Here is a 19,155-nt window from a genome sequence, read left to right on the forward strand (position 1 = left end):
CCACCGACCTCCTCGCACGCATCGACGGGGCCCTCGACGGCGGTGGGCGGGCGGTGGGCGGGGTTCGGGCCCGCATCAGCGTGCTGAGCCCCCGTGCGGCCAAGGGCCTGGAGTTCGACCACGTCGTGGTGGCCGACCCTGACGCGATCACCGCACAGGGCCCGCGCGGGCACCACGACCTGTACGTCGCCCTCACCCGCGCCACCCGGACGCTGACCCTTCTCCCGGTGGTCGAGGAGGCGTGAGCAGGGCGTGGGCGGGTGCTCAGCGGTGCAGGCGCGGGTTGCGCTCGTGGGGTACCGGCTCGCGATGGAGGCGGCACCACTCCACGACGCGGTCGGTGAGTCGGTCGTACGGCTCATCGGCGACCTCGGGACTCTCGTGGTGGAGGAGACGATCGAGGTCCTGCTCGATCACGGCGGTGGTCGCGGCGTCGAACGCTTCCGACACCGTGAGAACCGAGCGCAGATAGCCGATGAGGATGACGAAGCCGCTGTCCCAGTTGCCGTTGCCGTTGCGCTGGGCCTCATCGCGCAGCTTCTCCACCGCGCGCAGCAGCTCGCCCTGGACGGTCTCGGCCTGACCCGAGCGGGGGACGTACGCCTTCCAGATCGCACGGGCTTCGTCGAAGTGCTCCATCCGGCAACGGTAGAGCCCGGTACGGCACGTGCCCTCCGCGGTGGAGGAACTGGCCGAGCACTTCCGGGGCTGGCACCGCGTCCGCGCGCCCCGGCGACCGGTTCCCGCGCGTCAGCCGGCAGGTGGCCGCAGGACGCTGCTCAAGCGCACGACCCCGACGCCGAACCGCTCGTCGAGGCGACGCTGGTCGGCTTCGCGGGCCAGCAGGGCCGTGGCGGTGACCTGCCCGGCGAGTTGGTCCAGCTGCAGGTCCACCAGCGCCGACCCCGCACCGGAGAGCTCGTCCTCGGCGAGCGCGTCCCGCGCGGAGGTCAGTTCCGCGTCGGAGTGCGCCGCGGCGCTGACGCACAGCGCACCACCCCACACCGCGCGCACCGCGGCCTCCATCTCGGCCAGGTCCCCGGTGGTGGAGACGTTCAGGACGTAGCGCAGCGGGTCGTTGACCGCTTCCGCCGCGATCTCCTCGGGGGTCAGCATGGACTGGTCGATCCACAGCAGTCCGTACCCCTCGACGGCCTCGGCCCGCACCCATGCGGCCTGCAGGGCCTCCTCGGTGGCCCGCGCCGGGTCCGGCGCCCGCCAGCCGCCCGCTGGTTCGGGGCAGGGGCTGGCGAAGGACGGCTCCGGCGGGGGCGGTCCGTCGTCCGGGCCGGCGGGGCGGGCGGGTGCCGTGAGCCGGATCGCCTCACCCTGCAGCACCCCGGTGACGACGAAGTCCCCGTACCGGCTCCCGGACACCGACTCGTAGGAGCCGGCGGGCAGGGAGGAGAAGTCGAAGCCGATCAGGTCGGTCCCCCAGCACTGTGGGGGCAGCGAGGCCGCGATCGCACCGGTGCAGAGCTGCGGTCCGTGGCCGGCGTCCTGCAAGACGAAGCCGGTGGCCTCGAAGGGCCCCGGGTGCTCGTCGGGCACGAGGTCGGGCCGTGCGACGTCGGCGGGCGCCACGGCGGGTGGGTCGCTGCCCGGTGCAGCACCGGGCGCGGGCTGCTGCCCGCACGCGCTCACGAACACGACGGCGGACAGCCCGAGCCGGGCGACCAGGCGCGAGGTCATGACGCTTCGACGCGGCCGGGCCGCGGCCCGTTCCCTACGTGCCTTGTGAGGCCGCCGGGGAGGGCGCACGGCACAGCGCGGTCAGCGGGTGAGGTCGAGGTCCCGGCAGGCGTCGTCCGCCACGCGAGCCGCGTCCACATCCACGATGACGCACGCGGAGTCCTGCCCGCGGACCTCGACGGTGATCAGCCGCACCCGCTCACCCGTGAGCGCGGACGTCGGCAGGTCCTCCGCCGGGGTGAACCGCAGGTGCGCCTGGGCGTCGCCCAGCCCGGTGGAGACCTGTGACGCGACCGTCTCCCACGTCGTCGCGGTCCGCAGGTCACCCCCGGCGCCGATGCGCTCGACGGCCTCACGGGTGCGCTCGGCCAGACCTCCGGCTCCACCGGCGGCGGCGACCTGCTCGGTGGGTTCCACGGCGAACAGGTCGTGCGGCGCGAGCGGGCGGAACGCGAGGTAGGCCAGCGCCCCGGCGGCCAGCACGCCCGCCACGGCCACCACCGCTGCGGCCCGTTGGGGCACCAGCAGCGCGGCAGCAGCAGCACCCGCCCCGACCAGCGCACCGGACGGCAAGCAGATCACCGCCCACAGCACGAACAGTTCCGGGCTGCCGGGGAAGGCGACGGTGAGCACCAGGGCCAGCACCAGGCCCAGCGCGGTGCCCGCCGCGGCGTGGCGGGCCACCAGCGCGCCACCGCGCGCCGAGCCGGAGACGAACCGGGAGACCAGCACGCCGGTGTAGGTGCAGGCCAGCACCAGCAGCGCCCAGACGCGGCCGTCCCGGTCGAGGTCGTCGATCGCCAGCACCCCGAACCCCAGGGCGAGGAGGGACACGACGCCCGCGCCGGCCAGCCGGCGCCACCAGCGCACCGCACCGGCACCGAAACCATCGGCGGGCGTGTCCGCGGGGCCGGCGGAGTTGCCGCTGTGGAGTTCGGTCCCCGTCATGACGGCAGTGTGCCGCTCCCGTCGCCACCACGGGCGCGAACGCGCGCCCCGAGCAGGCCGAGCTCGGTCGCACGGCGCACGGCCTCCCGCCGGTTCCGCACGGCGAGCTTGGCGTAGACGTTCCTGGTGTGGGTGCGGACGGTGTTGAGGGACACCACGAGCTCGCGGGCGATGCCCGGTCCGTCGAGCTCGGACGCCAGGAGCCGCAGCACGTCGAGCTCACGCGCGCTCAACGGCTCGACGAGGACCTGCCCGCTGCGCGCCCCGGCGCCGGCGGCCCGGTGCGGCGCCCTGAGCCCGGCGAGCAGCCGGCGGGCGTGGGGTTCCCGGGGCGCCAGCGCCCGCAGTGGCCCCAGCAGGGCGGCGCCCTCGTCGGCGAACACCCGCACGTACCCCTCGGGTTCGGCGAGCGCCACCGCGCGGGCGAGGTGGGCGAGGGCGGACGGCCCGTCGCCGGCCGCGGAGGCGGCGAGGGCGTGGACGACGAGGGCCTCGATGACGCTGCCGCCGCGGCCGCCGTCCTCCGCTGCCGCCAGGATGCGGTCCAGCAGCCGGGTGGCACTGGCGAGGACGCGCCCGTCCCCCTCGGCCGCGCCGCGGGCGACGAGCGCCCGGGCCAGCACCAGGTGCTCGTACTCGCGCAGGTACACCACCTCGTCGTCGGCGGTGACGCCGCGCTCGGCGGCCCGGGCGAGCGCCTCCGCCCACCGGCCCTGCGCGATCCGCACCCGCGCCCGCTCGGCGGCGACCGGCCGGGGCTCGGGGAAGAAGTTGGCGTCGTAGACGCGCTCGGCGTCCTCCAGCAGCGCGACCGCGGCGTCCAGATCGCCCTCGGCGACCCTCAGGCGGGCCAGCGCGACGCGGTACCGGTGCGGGTGCTGCGGCAGGGCGCCGCCGGGACCGAGGGCCTCGCTCGTGCGCAGGTGGTGGGCGGCCCCCGCGAGGTCGCCGCGCTCGCGCAGCACGTCGGCCAGGCCGACGTGCAGGTCTGCGGTGCCGCGCAGGACCGGGCCGCCGTGGTCCGCGGCGAGCCGCAGCCCCTCCTCGTACGTGCGCCGCGCGTCGTCGAGCCGGCCCTGCGCGATGCGGATGTCGGCGAGGGCGATGCGCCCGCCGAACGCGTCGGCGACGTGCCCGGCCCGTTCGAGGCTGGCGACGGCCTCGCCCCACGAGGCGTGCGCGGCCGCGAGGTCGCCGGCCGACCACCGCGCCAGGGCGAGCAGGCCCGCGGCGGCCCCCCGCTCCAGGTGGGCGCCGGGATCGCCCGACTCGAGCGCGCGGCGCGCCCGGGCCTCCGCGTCCGCGTCGTCACCCCTCGCCCGGGCGAGCGCCGCCCGGTAGACGGCGATGCCCGCGGCCAGGGCGCCGAACGCCTGCACGTCGGCGACGACGGCGCCCGCGGGCGGGGTGGTGCGGTCGGCGCCGGGCGTGGCGGGCACGAGCCACCGCTCGGCGTCGCGCAGTCGTTCCTCGACGCCCGCGAGGTCCCCGAGGCTCATCAGGGCCGACGCGTACCCCACGCTCAGCACCGGCCGGGTGCGGAGGACGTCGTCGGGCAGCGCCGCGAGCCAGCGGTGCATCGTGGCCTCCTGCCGGTCCCGGCGCAGCGCGGGCAGGGCGAGCTCGACGAGGTGCGCGGCGCGCTCCACGTCGCCGGCCGCGAACGCGTGGGCGATCGCCTCGGGCCGGTCGCCGTGCTGCTCGAACCACTCGCTCGCTCGCCCGTGCAGCGCGGCGACCTCCCCGGGCCGCTCGTCGAGCAGCCGCGCCCGCAGCACGTCCGCGAACAGGTGGTGGTAGCGGTACCAGCGGCGCCGGTCGTCGAGGGCGACGACGAACAGGTTCTGCCGGTCGAGCGCCTCCAGCACCGCGGCGCCGCCGGGTCCACCGGTCACCGCGTCGCACAGCGGGCCGGTCAGCCTGCCGAGCACCGAGGTGCACAGCAGGAACCCGCGCACGTGCGGGGGCTGGCGCTGCAGCACCTCCTCCAGCAGGTAGTCGACGACGAACCGGTCGTCCCCGGCGAAACCGGCGACGAAACCGGCGACGTCGTCCCTGCCCTCCAGCGACAGCGCCGCGAGCTGCAGACCGGCGATCCAGCCCTCGGTGCGCGCCGCGAGCGCGGCGGCGTCCGCGGGTGCGAGCGCGGACCCGGTCGCCCCGGCGAGGTAGGTGGCGGCCTCCTCCGGCGTGAAGCGCAGGTCGGCGGCGCGGACCTCCACGAGGTCGCCGCGGGCGCGCAGCCGGGCCAGGGGCAGCGCGGGGTCGGTGCGGCCGGCGAGCACGAGGTGCGCGTTCGCGGGCAGGTGCTCCAGCAGGAACCCCAGCCCGTCGTGCACCTCCCGGGACCGGAGGTGGTGCACGTCGTCGAGCGCCAGGACGACGTCGCCCGCGACGGCGTGCAGGTCGTTGAGCAGGGAGGTGAGCACCGCGCCGGTGGGCGCGCCCGACCCGAGCAGCGCCCGCGCGTCCGCGCCCGTCCCGGGCGCCGCGGCCTGCAGCGCGGCCACCACGTACGGCCACAGGACGCCCGGGTCGTCGTCCTGCCCGTCCAGGGAGAGCCACCCGACCCGCGCGCCGCCGGCCGCCCACGCGGCCGCGCGCTCGGCGAGCAGGGTCGTCTTGCCGAAACCCGCCGGGGCGCTGACCAGGGTCAGCCGGCACCCGAGGCCGCGGTCCAGGCGCTGCGCCAGCCGGGGGCGCGGCAGCGCCCCGCTGCGGTGCCGCGGGGGGTGCAGCTTCGTCTCGAGCAACGGCGCGGGCACGGGTCAGAACTCGTCCGGGCACCACGGGGCCGTCGAGGTCCGCAGCACCCGCCCCAGCTCCGCCGCCGCCCCCGGGCGCTGCTCGGTGACGAAACCGGCCGCGGCGAACTGCGCGACCGGGAGTCCCCCGAGGTAGACGGCGCCGAGGGTGGCGGCGTCGGTGCGCAGGTCCGCGGGGAGGTCCGTGCGGGTGAGGGTCCCGGTGCCGTCGGTGCCGGCGTGCAGGAGCCAGCGGCCGGCCAGGTGGCCGTGGGGGTCGTCGACGTCGAGGACCACCCGGCCGGGGACCTCGTAGGTGCGCGCCGCGAACGCCCGCGGCCCGTCCAGGACCCGCACCCACAGGTCCTCGACGCCGCCGCCGACGGGCCTGGCGGCCCGGGGGTTGACCAGCCACAGCAGCAGCGGGTCGTCGGGGGCGGTGTTCGGCACGACGACGTGGCGGACCCGGTCGACGTCGAGGGCGAAACGCCATAGGGCGGCGGCGGCGCGGGGGTCCACCGCGAGGTGGTCGACGACCGTCATCGTCGCGTCGGGGTCGCCGTCGCGGTAGGCGCGGTCGGTGACGTAGCTGAGCAGGGCGCTGACCTGCCCGCCGGGTTCGCGGTGCACCGCGGTGGTGCACGGGGAGCTCGTGGCGCCGGGGACGGTGAGCTCCCCGGACCGGTAGCCCCAGTCCGCCGCGGAACGGGTGATCGCCCCGGGCCGGCTGCGGCGGAACCGCTCGTGCAGGTCGGGGCCGACCTCGCACAACCGGTCCGGTGGGACCAGCTCGATGCGGGCGCCGTCGCGCAGCTCCCCCACCCCGGGGTGGAGGCGGCCGGAGCGGACGACGTCGACGGCGAACCCGCGGTGGCGCAGGGCGTGCCCGAAACCGAAGCGGCCGTAGATGGCGTGCTCGGCGGAGGTCAGCAGGGCCACCGCCTCACCGCGGTCGCGCGCCAGCTCCAGCTCGCGGTGCACGAGGCGGCGCAGCAGGCCGCGGCGGCGGTGGGTGGGGCTGACGGTGACGCTCGCGATGCCGGACGCCGGCAGCGCCCGGCCGCCGGGGACGGTGAGCTCCAGCGGGATGCTGCGCGAGGTGGCGACGCACAGCTCCCCGTCCCACCCGCCGAGGAAGCGCCCCGGCTCGAAGTGCCTGTCCCACCACGCGTCGACCTCCGCGTCGGGCGCGGGGTGGGCCAGGAACCCGAGCTGCTTGGTGCGGTGCCAGGCCCGGCCCTCGCCCGGCCCGGCGAGGCGCACGTCGACGGCGGCGGGGCCCGGGTCGGCGGTCACCACCGCAGGGTAGGGCCGCGTCAGGTGCTGGGGCGCAGCCGGAGCAGCAGGTCGCCGGCGTCGACGGGCTGCACCGCGGCGACGGCGAGGCGGTCCACCCGACCGGCGCGGGGAGCGGTGATGGCCGCCTCCATCTTCATCGCCTCGATCGTGGCGACGACCTGCCCAGCCGCGACCTCGTCCCCCTCGCCGACGGTGAGGGAGACGACGCCCGCGTAGGGCGCGGCCACCTGGTCGGGGTCGCCGGCGTCGGCCTTCTCCGCGCTGCGGACGTCCACGGCGATGGAGCGGTCGCGGACCTGCACCGGGCGCATCTGGCCGTTCAGCGTGGTCAGCACGGTGCGCACCCCGTGCTCGTCGGCCGCGGAGACCGCTTCCAGGGTGGTGATGAGGCTGACGCCGGGTTCGAGGTCGATGACGTGCTCCACACCGGGCCGCAGGCCGTAGAGGTAGTCGCCGGTGTCCAGGACCGAGGTGTCCCCGTACGTCGCGCGGTGCTCGAGGTGCTCGCGGGTGGGGCCGGGGAAGAGGAGGCGGTTCAGGGTGTCGCGGCGCTCCCGCCCGGGCCGGGTCAGCGCGGCGGCGTCGTCGGGTGCGACCTCGGGCGCGGTGCTGCGGATGCTGCGCCCGGCCAGCGCCCTGGTGCGGAACGGCTCCGGCCAGCCGGCGGGCGGGGTGCCCAGCTCGCCGGCGAGGAAGGCGATGACGGAGTCGGGCAGGTCGAACCTGCCGGGGTCCTCGGCGAACCCGGCGATCGCCGCGGGGGTGTCGACGCCGTGGGCGACCAGCTGCAGGGCCAGGTCGCCGACGACCTTGGAGGACGGGGTGACCTTCACCAGGCGGCCCAGGATCCGGTCCACGGCGGCGTAGGTGGTCTCGATCGCCTCGAAGCGGTCCCCCAGGCCCAGGGCGGTGGCCTGCTGGCGCAGGTTGGACAGCTGCCCGCCGGGGATCTCGTGGTCGTAGACCCGCCCGGTGGGTCCGGGCAGGCCGGACTCGAACGGGGCGTAGAGGCAGCGCACGGCCTCCCAGTACGGCTCCAGCGCGGTGGCGGCGTGCAGGTCGAGCGGGGTCTCGCGCTCGCTGTGGGCGGTGGCGGCGATGAGGGCGGACATCGGGGGCTGGCTGGTGGTGCCGGCCATCGCGGCGCAGGCGACGTCGACGGCGTCGACACCGGCCTCGATCGCGGCGGTGAGGGTGGCCAGCTGCCCGCCGGCCGTGTCGTGGGTGTGCAGGTGCACCGGCAGGTCGAACTCGGCGCGCAGCGCGGTGACGAGGCGGCGGGCCGCGGGTGGGCGCAGCAACCCGGCCATGTCCTTGATCGCCAGCACGTGGGCGCCGGCCTCCGCGAAACGCGCGGCCAGGCGCAGGTAGGAGTCCAGGGTGTAGAGGTCCTCGCCCGGGTCGGCGAGGTCGCCGGTGTAGCACAGGGCCGCCTCGGCGACGGCGGTTCCGGTGGCGCGCACCGCGGCGATGGCGGGCACGACCTGGTCGGCGTCGTTGAGGGCGTCGAAGATGCGGAAGACGTCGACGCCGGTGGCGGCGGCCTCGGCGACGAACGCGTCGGTCACGGCCAGCGGGTAGGGGGTGTAGCCGACGGTGTTGCGCCCGCGCAGCAGCATCTGCAGGCAGATGTTGGGCACCGCCTCGCGCAGGGCGGCCAGGCGGTCCCAGGGGTCCTCGCCGAGGAAGCGCAGCGCCACGTCGTAGGTGGCCCCGCCCCAGCACTCCAGGCTCAGCAGCTGCGCCTGGGTGCGGGCCACGTGCGGTGCCACCGCCAGCAGGTCGGCGGTGCGCACCCGGGTGGCCAGCAGCGACTGGTGGGCGTCGCGGAACGTGGTGTCGGTGACGTGGACCTGCCGCTCCGCGCGCAGCCAGGCCGCGAAACCCTCCGGGCCGAGCTCGCGCAGCCGCTGCCGCGAACCGTCCGGGGCCGGGCGCGACAGGTCCGTGCCGGGCAGTTTGCGCCGGGGGCTGGTGAGGGCGGGCGCGGGGCCGTGCGGGGTGTTCACGGTGACGTCGGCGAGGTAGCCCAGCAGCCGCGTCCCGCGGTCGGCGGGCACGCGCGCGGCGGCCAGACCGGGGTGCTCGGCGATGAAGCCGGTGTCCACGCGCCCGGCGAGGAAGTCCGGGTCGTCCAGCACGGCCTGCAGGAAGGAGATGTTGGTGGCCACCCCGCGGATGCGGAACTCCGCCAGGGCGCGCCGGGCGCGGGCGGTGGCGGCGTCGAGGTCGCGGCCGCGGCAGGTGAGCTTGACCAGCAGGGAGTCGAAGTGCGGGGAGACCTCCGCCCCGGCGTGCAGGGTCCCGCCGTCCAGGCGGACCCCGGCCCCGCCGGCGGAGCGGTAGGCGGTGATGCGCCCGGTGTCCGGGCGGAAACCGTTGGCCGGGTCCTCGGTGGTGATGCGGCACTGCAGGGCCGCGCCGCGCACGGTGATGCGCTCCTGGGTGAGGCCGAGGTCGCCCAGCCCCGCCCCGGCGGCGATGCGCAGCTGCGCCTGCACCAGGTCGACGTCGGTGACCTCCTCGGTCACGGTGTGCTCGACCTGGATGCGGGGGTTCATCTCGATGAAGGCGTGCTCGCCCGCGCGCTCCCCCGCGGTGGCCAGCAGGAACTCCACGGTGCCGGCGTTCACGTACCCGAGGCTGCGCGCGAAGGTCACCGCGTCGCGGTGCAGCGCCCGCCGCACGTCGTCGTCGAGGTGGGGGGCGGGAGCCATCTCGACGACCTTCTGGTGCCGGCGCTGCAGGGAGCAGTCCCGCTCGAAGAGGTGCACCACCTCCCCCGCGGCGTCGGCCAGGACCTGCACCTCGATGTGCCGCGGGCGCAGCACCGCCCGCTCCAGGAACACCGTCGGGTCCCCGAAGGCCCCGGCCGCCTCGCGCATCGCGGCCCCCAGCGCGTCGGGCAGCTCCGCCCGCGTCGCCACCAGCCGCATGCCGCGCCCCCCGCCCCCGGCGACGGCCTTGACGAACACCGGGAAACCGACGACCTCCGCCGCGGCGACCAGCTCCTCCACGTCGGAGGACGGGGCGGAGGACTCCAGGGTCGCGATCCCGGCGGCGCGCGCCGCGGCCACCGCCGCGACCTTGTTCCCCGCCAGCTCCAGCACCCGCGCCGGTGGGCCGACGAAGGCGATCCCGGCGTCCGCGCACGCACGGGCCAGGTCCGGGTTCTCCGAGAGGAACCCGTAGCCCGGGTACACCGCGTCGGCGCCGGAGGCCCGCGCCACCCGCAGGACCTCGCCGACGTCGAGGTAGGCCCGCACCGGGTGCCCCTGCTCGCCGATCAGGTGGGCCTCGTCGGCCTTGCTCCGGTGCACGGCGTTGCGGTCCTCGTGCGCGAACACCGCGACCGTCCGCGCCCCCAGCTCCACGGCGGCGCGGAACGCGCGCACCGCGATCTCCCCCCGGTTGGCGACGAGGACCTTGCGGAACATCGGTGCAGGCGCCATGGGGTTCTCCGTCCAGCTGTCCAGATCGGGAAGGGGCGTGCGACGCGGGGGCGCTGCGGTCACGGCAGCGCCGCCGGGAACGTCAGTGGATGTGCGAACCGCCGTTGACGTCGTAGGTGGCGCCGGTGACGTACGACGTCTCCTCCCGGCACAGGTAGGTGATGAGGTCGGCCACGTCCCGGGTGCGGCCCTTGCGCCCCATCGGGACCCCGGCCAGCAGCGCCCGCTCGCGGTCGGCGTCCAGGCCACCGGCGGTGATGTCGGTGTCGATGAGGCCCGGGGCCACGGAGTTCACCGTGACCCCGCGCGGCCCGACCTCGCGGGCCAGCGCCCGGGCGAAACCGAGCTGGGCCGCCTTGGCCGCGGAGTACGCCACGCCGCCGAACACCCCGCCGCCGCGCTCGGCGGAGACCGAGGAGAGGAAGACGACGCGGCCGAAACCGCGCTCGGCCATGCCGGGCACCAGGCGGCGGGTGATGTTGTAGGCGCCGCGGACGTTGACGGCGAAGACGCGGTCCCACTCCGCCCCGCTGACCTCGCAGAACGGGACGGGCGAGGTGATGCCGGCGTTGTTGACGAGCGCACCCACCGGGGGCAGCACGGCGTCCAGCGCGGTGAGCGCCGCGGCCACCGAGTCCTCGTCGGTGACGTCGCAGGCGATGCCCGCGGTGCGGGAGCCGGAACGCTCCCCCACCTCGTGGGCGGCGTCCTTGGCGCCGGCCTCGTCGAGGTCGAGGATCGCGACGTTCCACCCCGAGGCGGCGAGGGCGTGGGCGGTGGCCCGCCCGATGCCGCGGGCGGACGCCCCGCCGGTGACGACGGCGGTGAGTTCGGAGACGGGCACGGGGTCCTCTTCTCAGGCGGTGGGCGGGACGGTGGGCTGGGCGGCACCCGGCCGGGTGGGTCGCGGGGTGCCGCCGAGCTCGGCGCGCACCCGCTGCACGATCGCGTCGGTGGACAGCCCGTAGCGGTCGTGCAGGGTGGGCAGCGCGCCGGCGGCGAGGAACTCGTCCGGCAGCGCGATCGGCACCACGCGGGTCCCGACGCCGGCGAAGGCGAGGGTGGAGGCCACCGACTCGGCCAGGCCGCCGACGACGGTGTGGTTCTCCAGGGTCACCACGAGGCGGTCGGTGCGCGCGGCGGCGAGCACCGCCTCGCGGTCCAGCGGCTTGACGGTGGGCACGTGCAGCACGGCGACGTCGACGGAGTCGGCCTCCAGGCGCTGCGCCGCCTGCAGCGCCCGCATCGTCATGAGGCCGGTCGAGATCAGCACGACGTCGCGGCCGGTGCGCAGCTCCGCCGCCTTGCCCAGCTGGAAGCGGTAGTCGTACTCGTCCAGCACCGAGGGCACGTTGCCCCGCAGCAGCCGCAGGTACGTCGGGCCGGGAGCGGCGGCCAGCTGCGGGACGGCCTGCTCGATGTCCACGGCGTCGCAGGGGTCGACGATCGTCAGGTTCGGGCAGCCGCGCAGGATGGCGAGGTCCTCGGTGGCCTGGTGGCTGGGCCCGTAGCCGGTGGTCAGCCCCGGCAGCGCACCGACGACGTTCACGTTGAGGTTCGGCTCGGCGATGTCCAGGCACAGGAAGTCGTAGGCGCGGCGGGTCGCGAACACCGAGTACGTGGAGGCGAAGGGCACCAGGCCCACCTCGGCCATGCCGGCGGCGGCACCGAGCATCGTCTGCTCGGCCATGCCCATCTGGAAGAACCGCTGCGGGTGCGCGTCGCGGAAGACGTGCATGTCGGTGTACTTGGCCAGGTCCGCGGACAGGCCCACGATGCGCGCGTCCTGCTCGGCGAGCCGGGCCAGCGCGTGCCCGAAGGGAGCGGGCGCGGTGCGCTGCCCCGGGTCGGCGAACGAGGCGATCATCGCCGAGGTCTTCAGCTTCGCGCCCCCGGCGCCGGGGGTCGAGGTGGTCGTGGCGCTCACGCCGGGCTCCCTTCGCCCAGCTGCTGTCGGGCCAGGTCCCACTCGTGCTCGGCCACCTTCATGAAGTGCGCCTTCTCCCGCTCGGCGAGCATCGGCACGCCGTGGCCGATGCGGGTGTCGCAGATCAGCACCGAGGGGGAACCGCGGTGCGCGCGCAGCTCGTCGAAGGCGTCGACGAGCGCGCCGATGTCGTTGCCGTCCACGCGCAGCGCGTGCCAGCCGAAGGCGCGCCACTTGTCCGTGACGGGTTCGGTGCGCAGCACCCCGGCGGTGGGGCCGTCGGCCTGCAGCGCGTTGACGTCGACGATCGCGGTGACGTTGTCCAGGCCGTGGTGGGCGCAGGCCATGGCCGCCTCCCACGTCGAGCCCTCGTCCAGCTCACCGTCGGAGAGCAGGTTGAACACCCGCGCCGGGTTGCCCTGCAGGCGCAGCCCGAGGGCCATCCCGGTGGCCACGCCCAGGCCGTGCCCGAGGGAGCCGCCGGAAATCTCCATGCCGGGGGTGTAGGAGGCCATGCCCGACATCGGCAGCCGGGAGCCGTCGGAGCCGTACGTCTCCAGCTCGGCGGCGTCGATGGTGCCCGCCTCGGCGAGCGCGGCGTACAGCGCGATGGCGTAGTGCCCGATCGACAGCAGGAACCGGTCGCGGTCGGGCCACTCCGGCTCGGCGGGGCGGAACCGCAGCTGGTCGCCGTACACGACGGCGAGGACGTCGGCGACGCCGAGGGCCTGACCGATGTAGCCCTGCCCCTGCACCTCGCCCATGTCGAGGGCGTGGCGGCGGATGCGGTGCGCGGCCGCGCTCAGCCGCGCGATCCGCTCGGCCCGGTCCTCGGTGCCGCGCGCCGGCACGGTGTGCAGTGCTGTCATGTCGTCCTCCGGTCGGCCGTGGCGGTCCCACGGTGTGGTGGTCGCGAAGCGGTGGGGTGGGCGCGACGGCTCGCGCCCGTGGTGGGGCGGGCGGCGGGTCAGGCGGTGCGCGCCGCGGCGAGGGCGTCCCGCTCGATGCGGTCCACCTCCGCGCGCTGCGCCGGTCCCCACGTCTCGCGGGTCACCAGCGCCGCCACGAACCCGCACAGGCCGTAGGCGCTGAACAGCAGCGCGGGACCGACCCAGCCGGCGGCGTCGTAGAGGAACACGACGACGAACGGGGTGAACCCGGAGACGACGGCGGACAGCTGGTAGGCCAGCGATGCGCCGGAGGTGCGGGTCTTCACCGAGAACAGCTCGGAGAACCAGGCGCCCTGCACACCGGCGAGGCAGTTCTGGCAGACGGTGTAGCTGACGATGAACGCCAGCACGATCGCGACGGCGGCGCCGGTGTTGAGGACGAGGAACAGCGGCACGCCCCACGCCACGGTGATGGCGGTGCCGAGCAGGTAGACGGGCCGGCGGCCGACGCGGTCGGTGAGCGCGCCCCACGCCGTGGTGGCGATGATGCCCAGCGCCGCGGCGGTCATGAGGGCCGTCAGCGTCAGGGTGCGGTCGGCGAGCTCCTCCTCCCGCAGGTAGGTGAGCACGAACGTCACGGACACGGCGTACCCGGCGGTCTCGGCCACCCGCAGGCAGAACGCCCGGACGATGTTGCGCCAGTCGTCGCGCAGGACGTCCTTGAGGGGGTTCTTCGCGACCTCGCCCTCGTCCTTGAGCTCGGTGAACTCCGGCGACTCCTCGACCTTGAGCCGGATGACGATCCCGACGGCGATGAGCACGGCGCTGAGCAGGAACGGCACCCGCCACGCCCACGTGCCGCCGAGCGGCACGCTGAGCAGGAACGCCGCGTTCGCCAGCAGCAGGCCGAGGGGGAAACCGGCCTGGGTGATGCCGGTGTAGAGGCCCTTCTTGCGCCAGGGGGCGTGCTCGAAGGTCATGAGGATGGCGCCGCCCCACTCCGCGCCGAAGGCGAGGCCCTGCACGACGCGGACGAGCGTGAGCAGCACGCCGGCCCAGACGCCCACCTGCGCGTAGGTGGGCAGCAGGCCGATGCAGACGGTGGCGATGCCCATCAGCAGCAGCGAGCCGACGAGGACGGGCTTGCGGCCGATGCGGTCGCCGAGGTAGCCGCCGACGATGCCGCCGAGCGGGCGCACGGCGAAACCGATGCCGAGGGTGGCGAAGGAGAGCAGGGTGCCGGACAGCGGGTCGCGGGAGGGGAAGAAGGCCTCGTTGAAGTACAGCGCCGCCGCGGTGCCGAAGCCGATGAAGTCGTAGGTCTCGATCGTCGCGCCGATCGAGGAACCGACCGCGACCCTCTTGCGCGCGTCGGTGCCCTGCACCGGGTGGCGCTCGGGGGAGGCCCCGGCGCCGGGGGCGGGGAACGGTTGGCGCAGGTCCGTCATGGTGATCTCCATCGATCGGAAGAACGGGCGACCCATCCGGCCGGTCGGGGCGTTGACTCCCGAGTGTTGACAGTCGGCCGTGGCTTCATGGTGGGCCGCCCCGCCGGGGGCTGTCAACCCCCGGCCCACCGCCCGCCGGCTACCGCGGTCGGGCGTACGCCTCGGCGGCGCCGGCCATGTGCGCCTCGATCACCGCCCTGGCGGCGGGCACCTCGCCCCGCTCGACGGCCTCGACGATCGGCAGGTGCCGCTGCGCCGACATCAGGCCCTTCGCCGTCGTCTCGCCGAAACTCATGATCGTCACCCGCATGCGGCCCTCCAGGTGGCGCCAGGCGTCCACGAGCATGGAGTTGCCCGCAAGCTGGCACAGCAGGAGGTGGAAACCGAGATCGGCCTCCAGGGACGCCAGGACGTCGTCGGGGTCCTCCTCCAGGCGCTCCAGCTCGGCGCGCAGGCGGGCCGCGGCCTCCTGCCGGCGCGGGGAGGCGATCAGCTCGGAGATGGCCAGGCCCTCCAGCGCGGCCCGGACCGCGAACAGCTCCCGCACCTCCTGCGGTGACAGCGCCCGCACCCGCAGCATCCCGCGCGCGCCCGCGACCACCAGCCCCTCCTGCTGCAGGTGGCGCAGCGCCTCGCGCACCGTGCCGCGGCTCACCCCCAGGCTGCCGGCGAGCTCCACCTCCCCCAGGTGGTCCCCGGGGCCGTACCGGCCCGTCAGGATCGCCGAGCGCACCGCCACCAGGGCCCGCTCCCGCAGGGTGCTGCGGTCCAGACTGGGCAACGGCTCGACAGCCATGGCGAGATCTCCCTGGGCCGGATCGGGGGACGGGCCACCATCGTATTGCCGACACTCGACACACGGGCCGTCGCCGGTCAGCTGGCTGTCACCTCGCGGATGACGTCCCGAAGCCACGTCCGCCCCCGCGGACACGTCCTGCGGACGCAGCCGCTGACACCCCTGCTGCACCCAGGACGCAGCGCGCCGCGCAGGTCGCACCGCAGGACGGTGTGTCGCGCGCTCGGTGCAGCAGGGGTGTCAGCGGCCCGGGACCGGTGGGGCGGGGCCTACGCCGGCAGGCCGTCCTCCGGTTCGCCGTCGGGCCGCCACGTCATCACGAGGTCCGGCTCGCCCTCCTCGTTGTCACCCTCGGTGCCACCGGTGACGACGAAGCCCGCGGAGGCGTAGAAGCGCTGCGCGCGGGTGTTGCGCCGGAACACGTGCAGCCGCAGGTGCCCGCCGCTGTGCTCCTTGGCGACGTCCAGCAGGCTGCGGCCCACGCCGTGCCCCTGCGCCTCGGGCAGCACGTAGAGCTGCTCCAGCCAGCCCTCGGCGATCGCCGCGACCCCCACGACCCGCTCGTCCACCACCGCCACCCACGTGCCGGCACCGGGGATGAGGTGCTCCCCCACCCACGCCCGCACCTCCTCGGGGGTGTGGACGACGGCCAGCCACGGCATCGCCTCGGCGCGCGAGCGCAGCCAGACGTCGGCCACGGCGTCGGCGTCGGCCTCCCCCGCCCGCCGCAGGTTGACGATCACGGAACCGTCCGATCGGTCACGGCACCACACTGGCAGGTCCGGGGCGATCGGTCAGGACGGGGACGGGCGCGGACCCCCGCGCGTGCTCAGGCGCAGATGTCGTCGGTGGCGACGCGGGCGGTGATCGTCGGTTCCGGGGTCGCGCCGCCGGTCGACGTCGGGGTGCTGGGCGTCACCAGGCGCGCGCTGACGTCGACCGGTGCGGGCGCCCCGGTGCCGACCTCTACGACGATGCCCCTGCCGAGGGCGGGGTCGACGGCGCTGGTGGCGCCGGGGAAGGACGCCGTGACGGTGGCGGCGCTGTCGGCGCGGTCGGGGCCGTAGCGGACGTGCACCCCCTCGGTGGAGGCCGTCGCCTCGCCGTCGCCGGTGCCCGTGACGGTGAAGCCGAGCGCACCCAGCGCCTGCGCGGCGCGCCCGGCGGCCCCGGTCTCCCCGCCGACGTTGAGCACCTGCACGGAGATCCGCTGCGGCGGGATGGTCAGCGCCGACGACGTCGACGGGTCGGTGCTCGCCGTCGGGGAGGGACTCGGGGTGGCGCCGGGGGTGGTGTCGGTGCGGATCTGCCGCCACAGCTCGTCCGCCGCGGCCGTCCACACCACCCGCGCGTCGTTGCGGGGGTCGGGCTCGTTGGGGACGGTGACGAAGCGGACGCCGTCGGCGGGCATCTTCTGCAGGCTCTGCGCGAGCTGGCGCATCTGGTTGAGGCTGGCCAGCTCCGGATCGGTGGTGACGGACTTCGTCGCCGCGTCGAGGAAGGAGAACAGCCGGTCCGGGCGCAGCAGCACGTCGGAGCTGAGCACCTTCTGCACCATCGAGGACATCAGGGCCTGCTGGCGGCCGATGCGGGAGATGTCCGAGCCGTCGCCGATGTACCGGACGCGGGCGTAGGCCAGCGCCGTCTCGCCGTCCACGTCCTCGTGGGTGCCGGCCGGCAGGTACAGGTTCGCCTTCCTGTCCTCGATGTCCTCCGGGGTGCAGATCGTCACCCCGCCGAGGGCGTCGATCATCGATCGGAAGCCGCTGAAGTCCACGACGGCGTAGTGGTCGATCAGCACGTCGGTGACGCTCTCCACGGTCTTCACCGTGCAGGCGGTGCCGCCCTCGGAGAACGCGGAGTTGAACTGGCCGCGGTGCGCGGCGACCACGGTGCCGTCGTCCGCCGTGCAGTCGGGGATCTGCACCATCGAGTCGCGCGGGATGCTCACGAGGGTGGCGCTGCGCCGGTCGGCGGCCAGGTGCACGAGGACGGTGGTGTCCGAGCGGGCGCCCTCCGCCGCCTCCAGGCCGCCGTACTCGTCGCCCGTGCCGTCGGCCAGCTCCCGGGTGTCGCTGCCCATGACGAGGACGTTCAGCGCGCTCTGCCCCGTCGTGGGGTCCACCGTGGCCTCGGTGTCGGGGCGGATGCCCAGGCGGTCGGTGATGCTCTCGGCGTTGATGTTGCCCTGCAGCCGGTACCAGGCGTAGGCGCCGCCCCCGGCCGCGACCACCGAGAGGCCGAGCACGCCGACGCCGGCGGCACGCAGCAGCCGGTACGCGACGCCGTGCTGGTGGCTGGCGTGCCGGCCGCGCGGCAGGCGGCCCGTGCCGGGCAGGTCGCGGGCCGCGGCGTCGGCGGAGGTGCCCTCGGTCCTCGAGGGCTGCGATCTCGGCACGAGCGCCACCATAAGCGACCCATCGGCAGCCGCAGCGCGGGCTGCAGCGTCCCCGCCGGGTGCGCGCACAACCCACACAGGCGGGGCCCGGCGGGCCGCGGGAAGGACCCTTTCCGTCGTCCGGGCGCCCCCGCCACCGCGGAAAGGGTCCTTTCCGCGGTGGCGGGGCCCGGGATGCGGGCCTCACGCCAGGTGGCGCCCGGCGTAGACGACCATCGCGTCGCGGATCAGCTCCGCCGTCTGCGGCGCGTGCACGTCGTAGTTGGCGCGGAAGCGGTCGTCGGCGACGTACATCTCGCCCAGGCCGGTGAAGTACTCCGCGCCGACCTGCGGCTGGGTCACGGCCAGCCAGTCGCGCAGCCGGCCGGTGATCTCCTGCACCTCGTCGCTGTCGGGCGCGAGGCCCGCCTTCTTGGCCCGGCCGAAGTCCGCGGCGATGTCCAGCTGGCGCTGGCCGAACGCGCGCTTCTCCTCCTCCGACAGCGAGCCCCACCAGTCCTGGCCGCGCTGCCACGCGTCCCGGCCCCAGCGCTCGGTCACCTCCTCCTCGTACTGCGCGTGGTCGAACCCGTCGAACACCTCGGTAGCCACGAGCGGCTCCCCTCCTTCCACCTTGCGGATCGTCGTCCGCACCGATTCGATCTGCCGCGCGATGCGCTGCTGCTCCTGTTCCAGCAGCGCCAGGTGGGTGCGCAGCGCCTCGGCGGCGCCGCGCTGGTGGTCCCGACCGTCGCGGCCGGGACCGTCGAGCACCTCGGCGATGGTCTTCAGGCCGAGGCCGAGCTCGCGCAGCAGGAGGATCCGCTGCAGGCGGAGCAGGTTGCCGGAGTCGTAGTACCGGTAGCCGTTGCCGCCCGTGCGGGCCGGCTCGAGCAGCCCCACCGCGTCGTAGTGCCGCAGCGTCCTGCTCGTCACGCCCGCCGACCGGGCCAGCTCCTGGATGGACCAGAGCACCTGACACCTCCCGCGTCGTCCTCGTGCTCGACGGTAGGAGTTGACGCTGCGTCAAGGTCAAGGCCTTCATCGGGGATCCGCGCCCTCGTCCGCCCATCTCCGGGTTCGGGCGCCTCTGACCAGCTCTCGGAGCGCCCATCTCCGGGTTCGGGCGCCCCGAGGGCCGGCGTCGAGCGCTCAAACCCGGAGATGGGCGCCCGGGGGAGGGGGACGGGTCAGCGCGAGGACCAGCCGCCGTCGGAGGCGATGGTCTGACCCGTGACCCAGCCCGCCTCGTCGCCGAGCAGCCACGCCACCAGCCGGGCGGTGTCGGTGGGGGTGCTCCACCGCCCGCCGGGGTTCAGCCGGGCCACCGCGGCGCGGGCCTCCTCGTCGGCGTACCCGGTGTCGTTGGGCCCGGGGTTGACGCAGTTCACCGTGATCCCGCGACCGATGAGGTGCACCGCGAGGCTGCGGGTCAGCTCGTGCAGCGCGGCCTTGGAGGCGATGTACGGCAGCTCGGCGGGCATCGCGTCGTGGTACTGCCCGGACGTGAACAGCAGCACGCGCCCGCCGGGGCGGGAGTCGTCGTGCTGCGCGGCGAACTCCTTGACCAGCAGCAGGGTGG

16 protein-coding genes are annotated in these 19,155 nt (G+C 75.4%); 1 reads left to right on the plus strand and 15 read right to left on the minus strand.

All coding sequences use genetic code 11. The features are described 5' to 3' along the window. Positions 1–245, plus strand: a 245-nt coding sequence (locus ABEB16_RS08505; protein WP_345711827.1) for an ATP-binding domain-containing protein, incomplete at its 5' end; no start/stop codon positions are given. Between the two features lie 19 nt (positions 246–264). On the opposite strand, the gene ABEB16_RS08510 is transcribed toward ABEB16_RS08505, so the two are convergent. From ABEB16_RS08510 to ABEB16_RS08580, 15 genes are all read right to left on the minus strand, one after another. Continuing rightward, complete coding sequence (locus tag ABEB16_RS08510) at positions 265–639, minus strand: hypothetical protein (RefSeq protein WP_345711828.1); 375 nt, start codon at positions 637–639, stop codon at positions 265–267. A gap of 111 nt (positions 640–750) precedes the next feature. Next, positions 751–1,692, minus strand: coding sequence for a hypothetical protein (locus ABEB16_RS08515; protein WP_345711829.1), 942 nt, complete (start codon positions 1,690–1,692; stop codon positions 751–753). A gap of 81 nt (positions 1,693–1,773) precedes the next feature. Then, complete coding sequence (locus tag ABEB16_RS08520; protein WP_345711830.1) at positions 1,774–2,640, minus strand: hypothetical protein; 867 nt, start codon at positions 2,638–2,640, stop codon at positions 1,774–1,776. Then, the gene (locus ABEB16_RS08525) at positions 2,637–5,405 is read right to left on the minus strand and encodes a winged helix-turn-helix domain-containing protein (RefSeq protein WP_345711831.1); all 2,769 of its coding nucleotides are present in this window, start codon (positions 5,403–5,405) and stop codon (positions 2,637–2,639) included. Before ABEB16_RS08525 ends, ABEB16_RS08520 begins: the two co-directional genes overlap by 4 nt. A gap of 3 nt (positions 5,406–5,408) precedes the next feature. Further along, complete coding sequence (locus ABEB16_RS08530) at positions 5,409–6,680, minus strand: GNAT family N-acetyltransferase (RefSeq protein ID WP_345711832.1); 1,272 nt, start codon at positions 6,678–6,680, stop codon at positions 5,409–5,411. Between the two features lie 20 nt (positions 6,681–6,700). Continuing rightward, positions 6,701–10,120, minus strand: coding sequence for a pyruvate carboxylase (locus ABEB16_RS08535; protein ID WP_345711841.1), 3,420 nt, complete (start codon positions 10,118–10,120; stop codon positions 6,701–6,703). A 97-nt stretch (positions 10,121–10,217) separates the two neighbouring features. Then, positions 10,218–10,979, minus strand: a complete 762-nt coding sequence (locus tag ABEB16_RS08540) for an SDR family NAD(P)-dependent oxidoreductase (RefSeq protein ID WP_345711833.1) — start codon at positions 10,977–10,979, stop codon at positions 10,218–10,220. 12 nt (positions 10,980–10,991) lie between these two features. After that, the gene (locus ABEB16_RS08545) at positions 10,992–12,002 is read right to left on the minus strand and encodes a transketolase family protein (RefSeq protein ID WP_345711842.1); all 1,011 of its coding nucleotides are present in this window, start codon (positions 12,000–12,002) and stop codon (positions 10,992–10,994) included. Between the two features lie 56 nt (positions 12,003–12,058). Further along, on the minus strand, positions 12,059–12,931 hold the full coding sequence (locus ABEB16_RS08550; RefSeq protein ID WP_345711834.1) for a transketolase: 873 nt from the start codon (positions 12,929–12,931) through the stop codon (positions 12,059–12,061). Positions 12,932–13,029: 98 nt separating this feature from the next. Then, entirely contained in the window at positions 13,030–14,400 is a 1,371-nt protein-coding gene (locus ABEB16_RS08555; RefSeq protein WP_345711835.1) for an MFS transporter, read from the minus strand. 139 nt (positions 14,401–14,539) lie between these two features. Then, complete coding sequence (locus ABEB16_RS08560) at positions 14,540–15,196, minus strand: GntR family transcriptional regulator (protein ID WP_345711836.1); 657 nt, start codon at positions 15,194–15,196, stop codon at positions 14,540–14,542. A 269-nt stretch (positions 15,197–15,465) separates the two neighbouring features. Next, positions 15,466–15,939: a GNAT family N-acetyltransferase gene (locus ABEB16_RS08565; protein WP_345711837.1), complete on the minus strand. Its 474-nt coding sequence runs from the start codon at positions 15,937–15,939 to the stop codon at positions 15,466–15,468. An 86-nt stretch (positions 15,940–16,025) separates the two neighbouring features. Further along, entirely contained in the window at positions 16,026–17,594 is a 1,569-nt protein-coding gene (locus tag ABEB16_RS08570) for an LCP family protein (protein ID WP_345711838.1), read from the minus strand. 183 nt (positions 17,595–17,777) lie between these two features. Next, the gene (locus ABEB16_RS08575) at positions 17,778–18,548 is read right to left on the minus strand and encodes a MerR family transcriptional regulator (RefSeq protein ID WP_345711839.1); all 771 of its coding nucleotides are present in this window, start codon (positions 18,546–18,548) and stop codon (positions 17,778–17,780) included. Between the two features lie 215 nt (positions 18,549–18,763). After that, on the minus strand, positions 18,764–19,155 hold a 392-nt coding region (locus tag ABEB16_RS08580; protein ID WP_345711840.1), incomplete at its 5' end, for an SDR family oxidoreductase.

The organism is Kineococcus glutinatus (assembly GCF_039542765.1).
Lineage (GTDB): Bacteria > Actinomycetota > Actinomycetes > Actinomycetales > Kineococcaceae > Kineococcus_A > Kineococcus_A glutinatus.

What these genes read in the sequence shown, in the direction of transcription:
- ABEB16_RS08520 (WP_345711830.1), bottom strand. Translation starts at nt 2,640, where the DNA reads ATGACGGGGACCGAACTCCACAGCGGCAACTCCGCCGGCCCCGCGGAC.
- ABEB16_RS08535 (WP_345711841.1), bottom strand. Translation starts at nt 10,120, where the DNA reads ATGTTCCGCAAGGTCCTCGTCGCCAACCGGGGGGAGATCGCGGTGCGC.
- ABEB16_RS08555 (WP_345711835.1), bottom strand. Translation starts at nt 14,400, where the DNA reads ATGACGGACCTGCGCCAACCGTTCCCCGCCCCCGGCGCCGGGGCCTCC.
- ABEB16_RS08550 (WP_345711834.1), bottom strand. Translation starts at nt 12,931, where the DNA reads ATGACAGCACTGCACACCGTGCCGGCGCGCGGCACCGAGGACCGGGCC.
- ABEB16_RS08545 (WP_345711842.1), bottom strand. Translation starts at nt 12,002, where the DNA reads ATGATCGCCTCGTTCGCCGACCCGGGGCAGCGCACCGCGCCCGCTCCC.
- ABEB16_RS08510 (WP_345711828.1), bottom strand. Translation starts at nt 639, where the DNA reads ATGGAGCACTTCGACGAAGCCCGTGCGATCTGGAAGGCGTACGTCCCC.
- ABEB16_RS08515 (WP_345711829.1), bottom strand. Translation starts at nt 1,692, where the DNA reads ATGACCTCGCGCCTGGTCGCCCGGCTCGGGCTGTCCGCCGTCGTGTTC.
- ABEB16_RS08560 (WP_345711836.1), bottom strand. Translation starts at nt 15,196, where the DNA reads ATGGCTGTCGAGCCGTTGCCCAGTCTGGACCGCAGCACCCTGCGGGAG.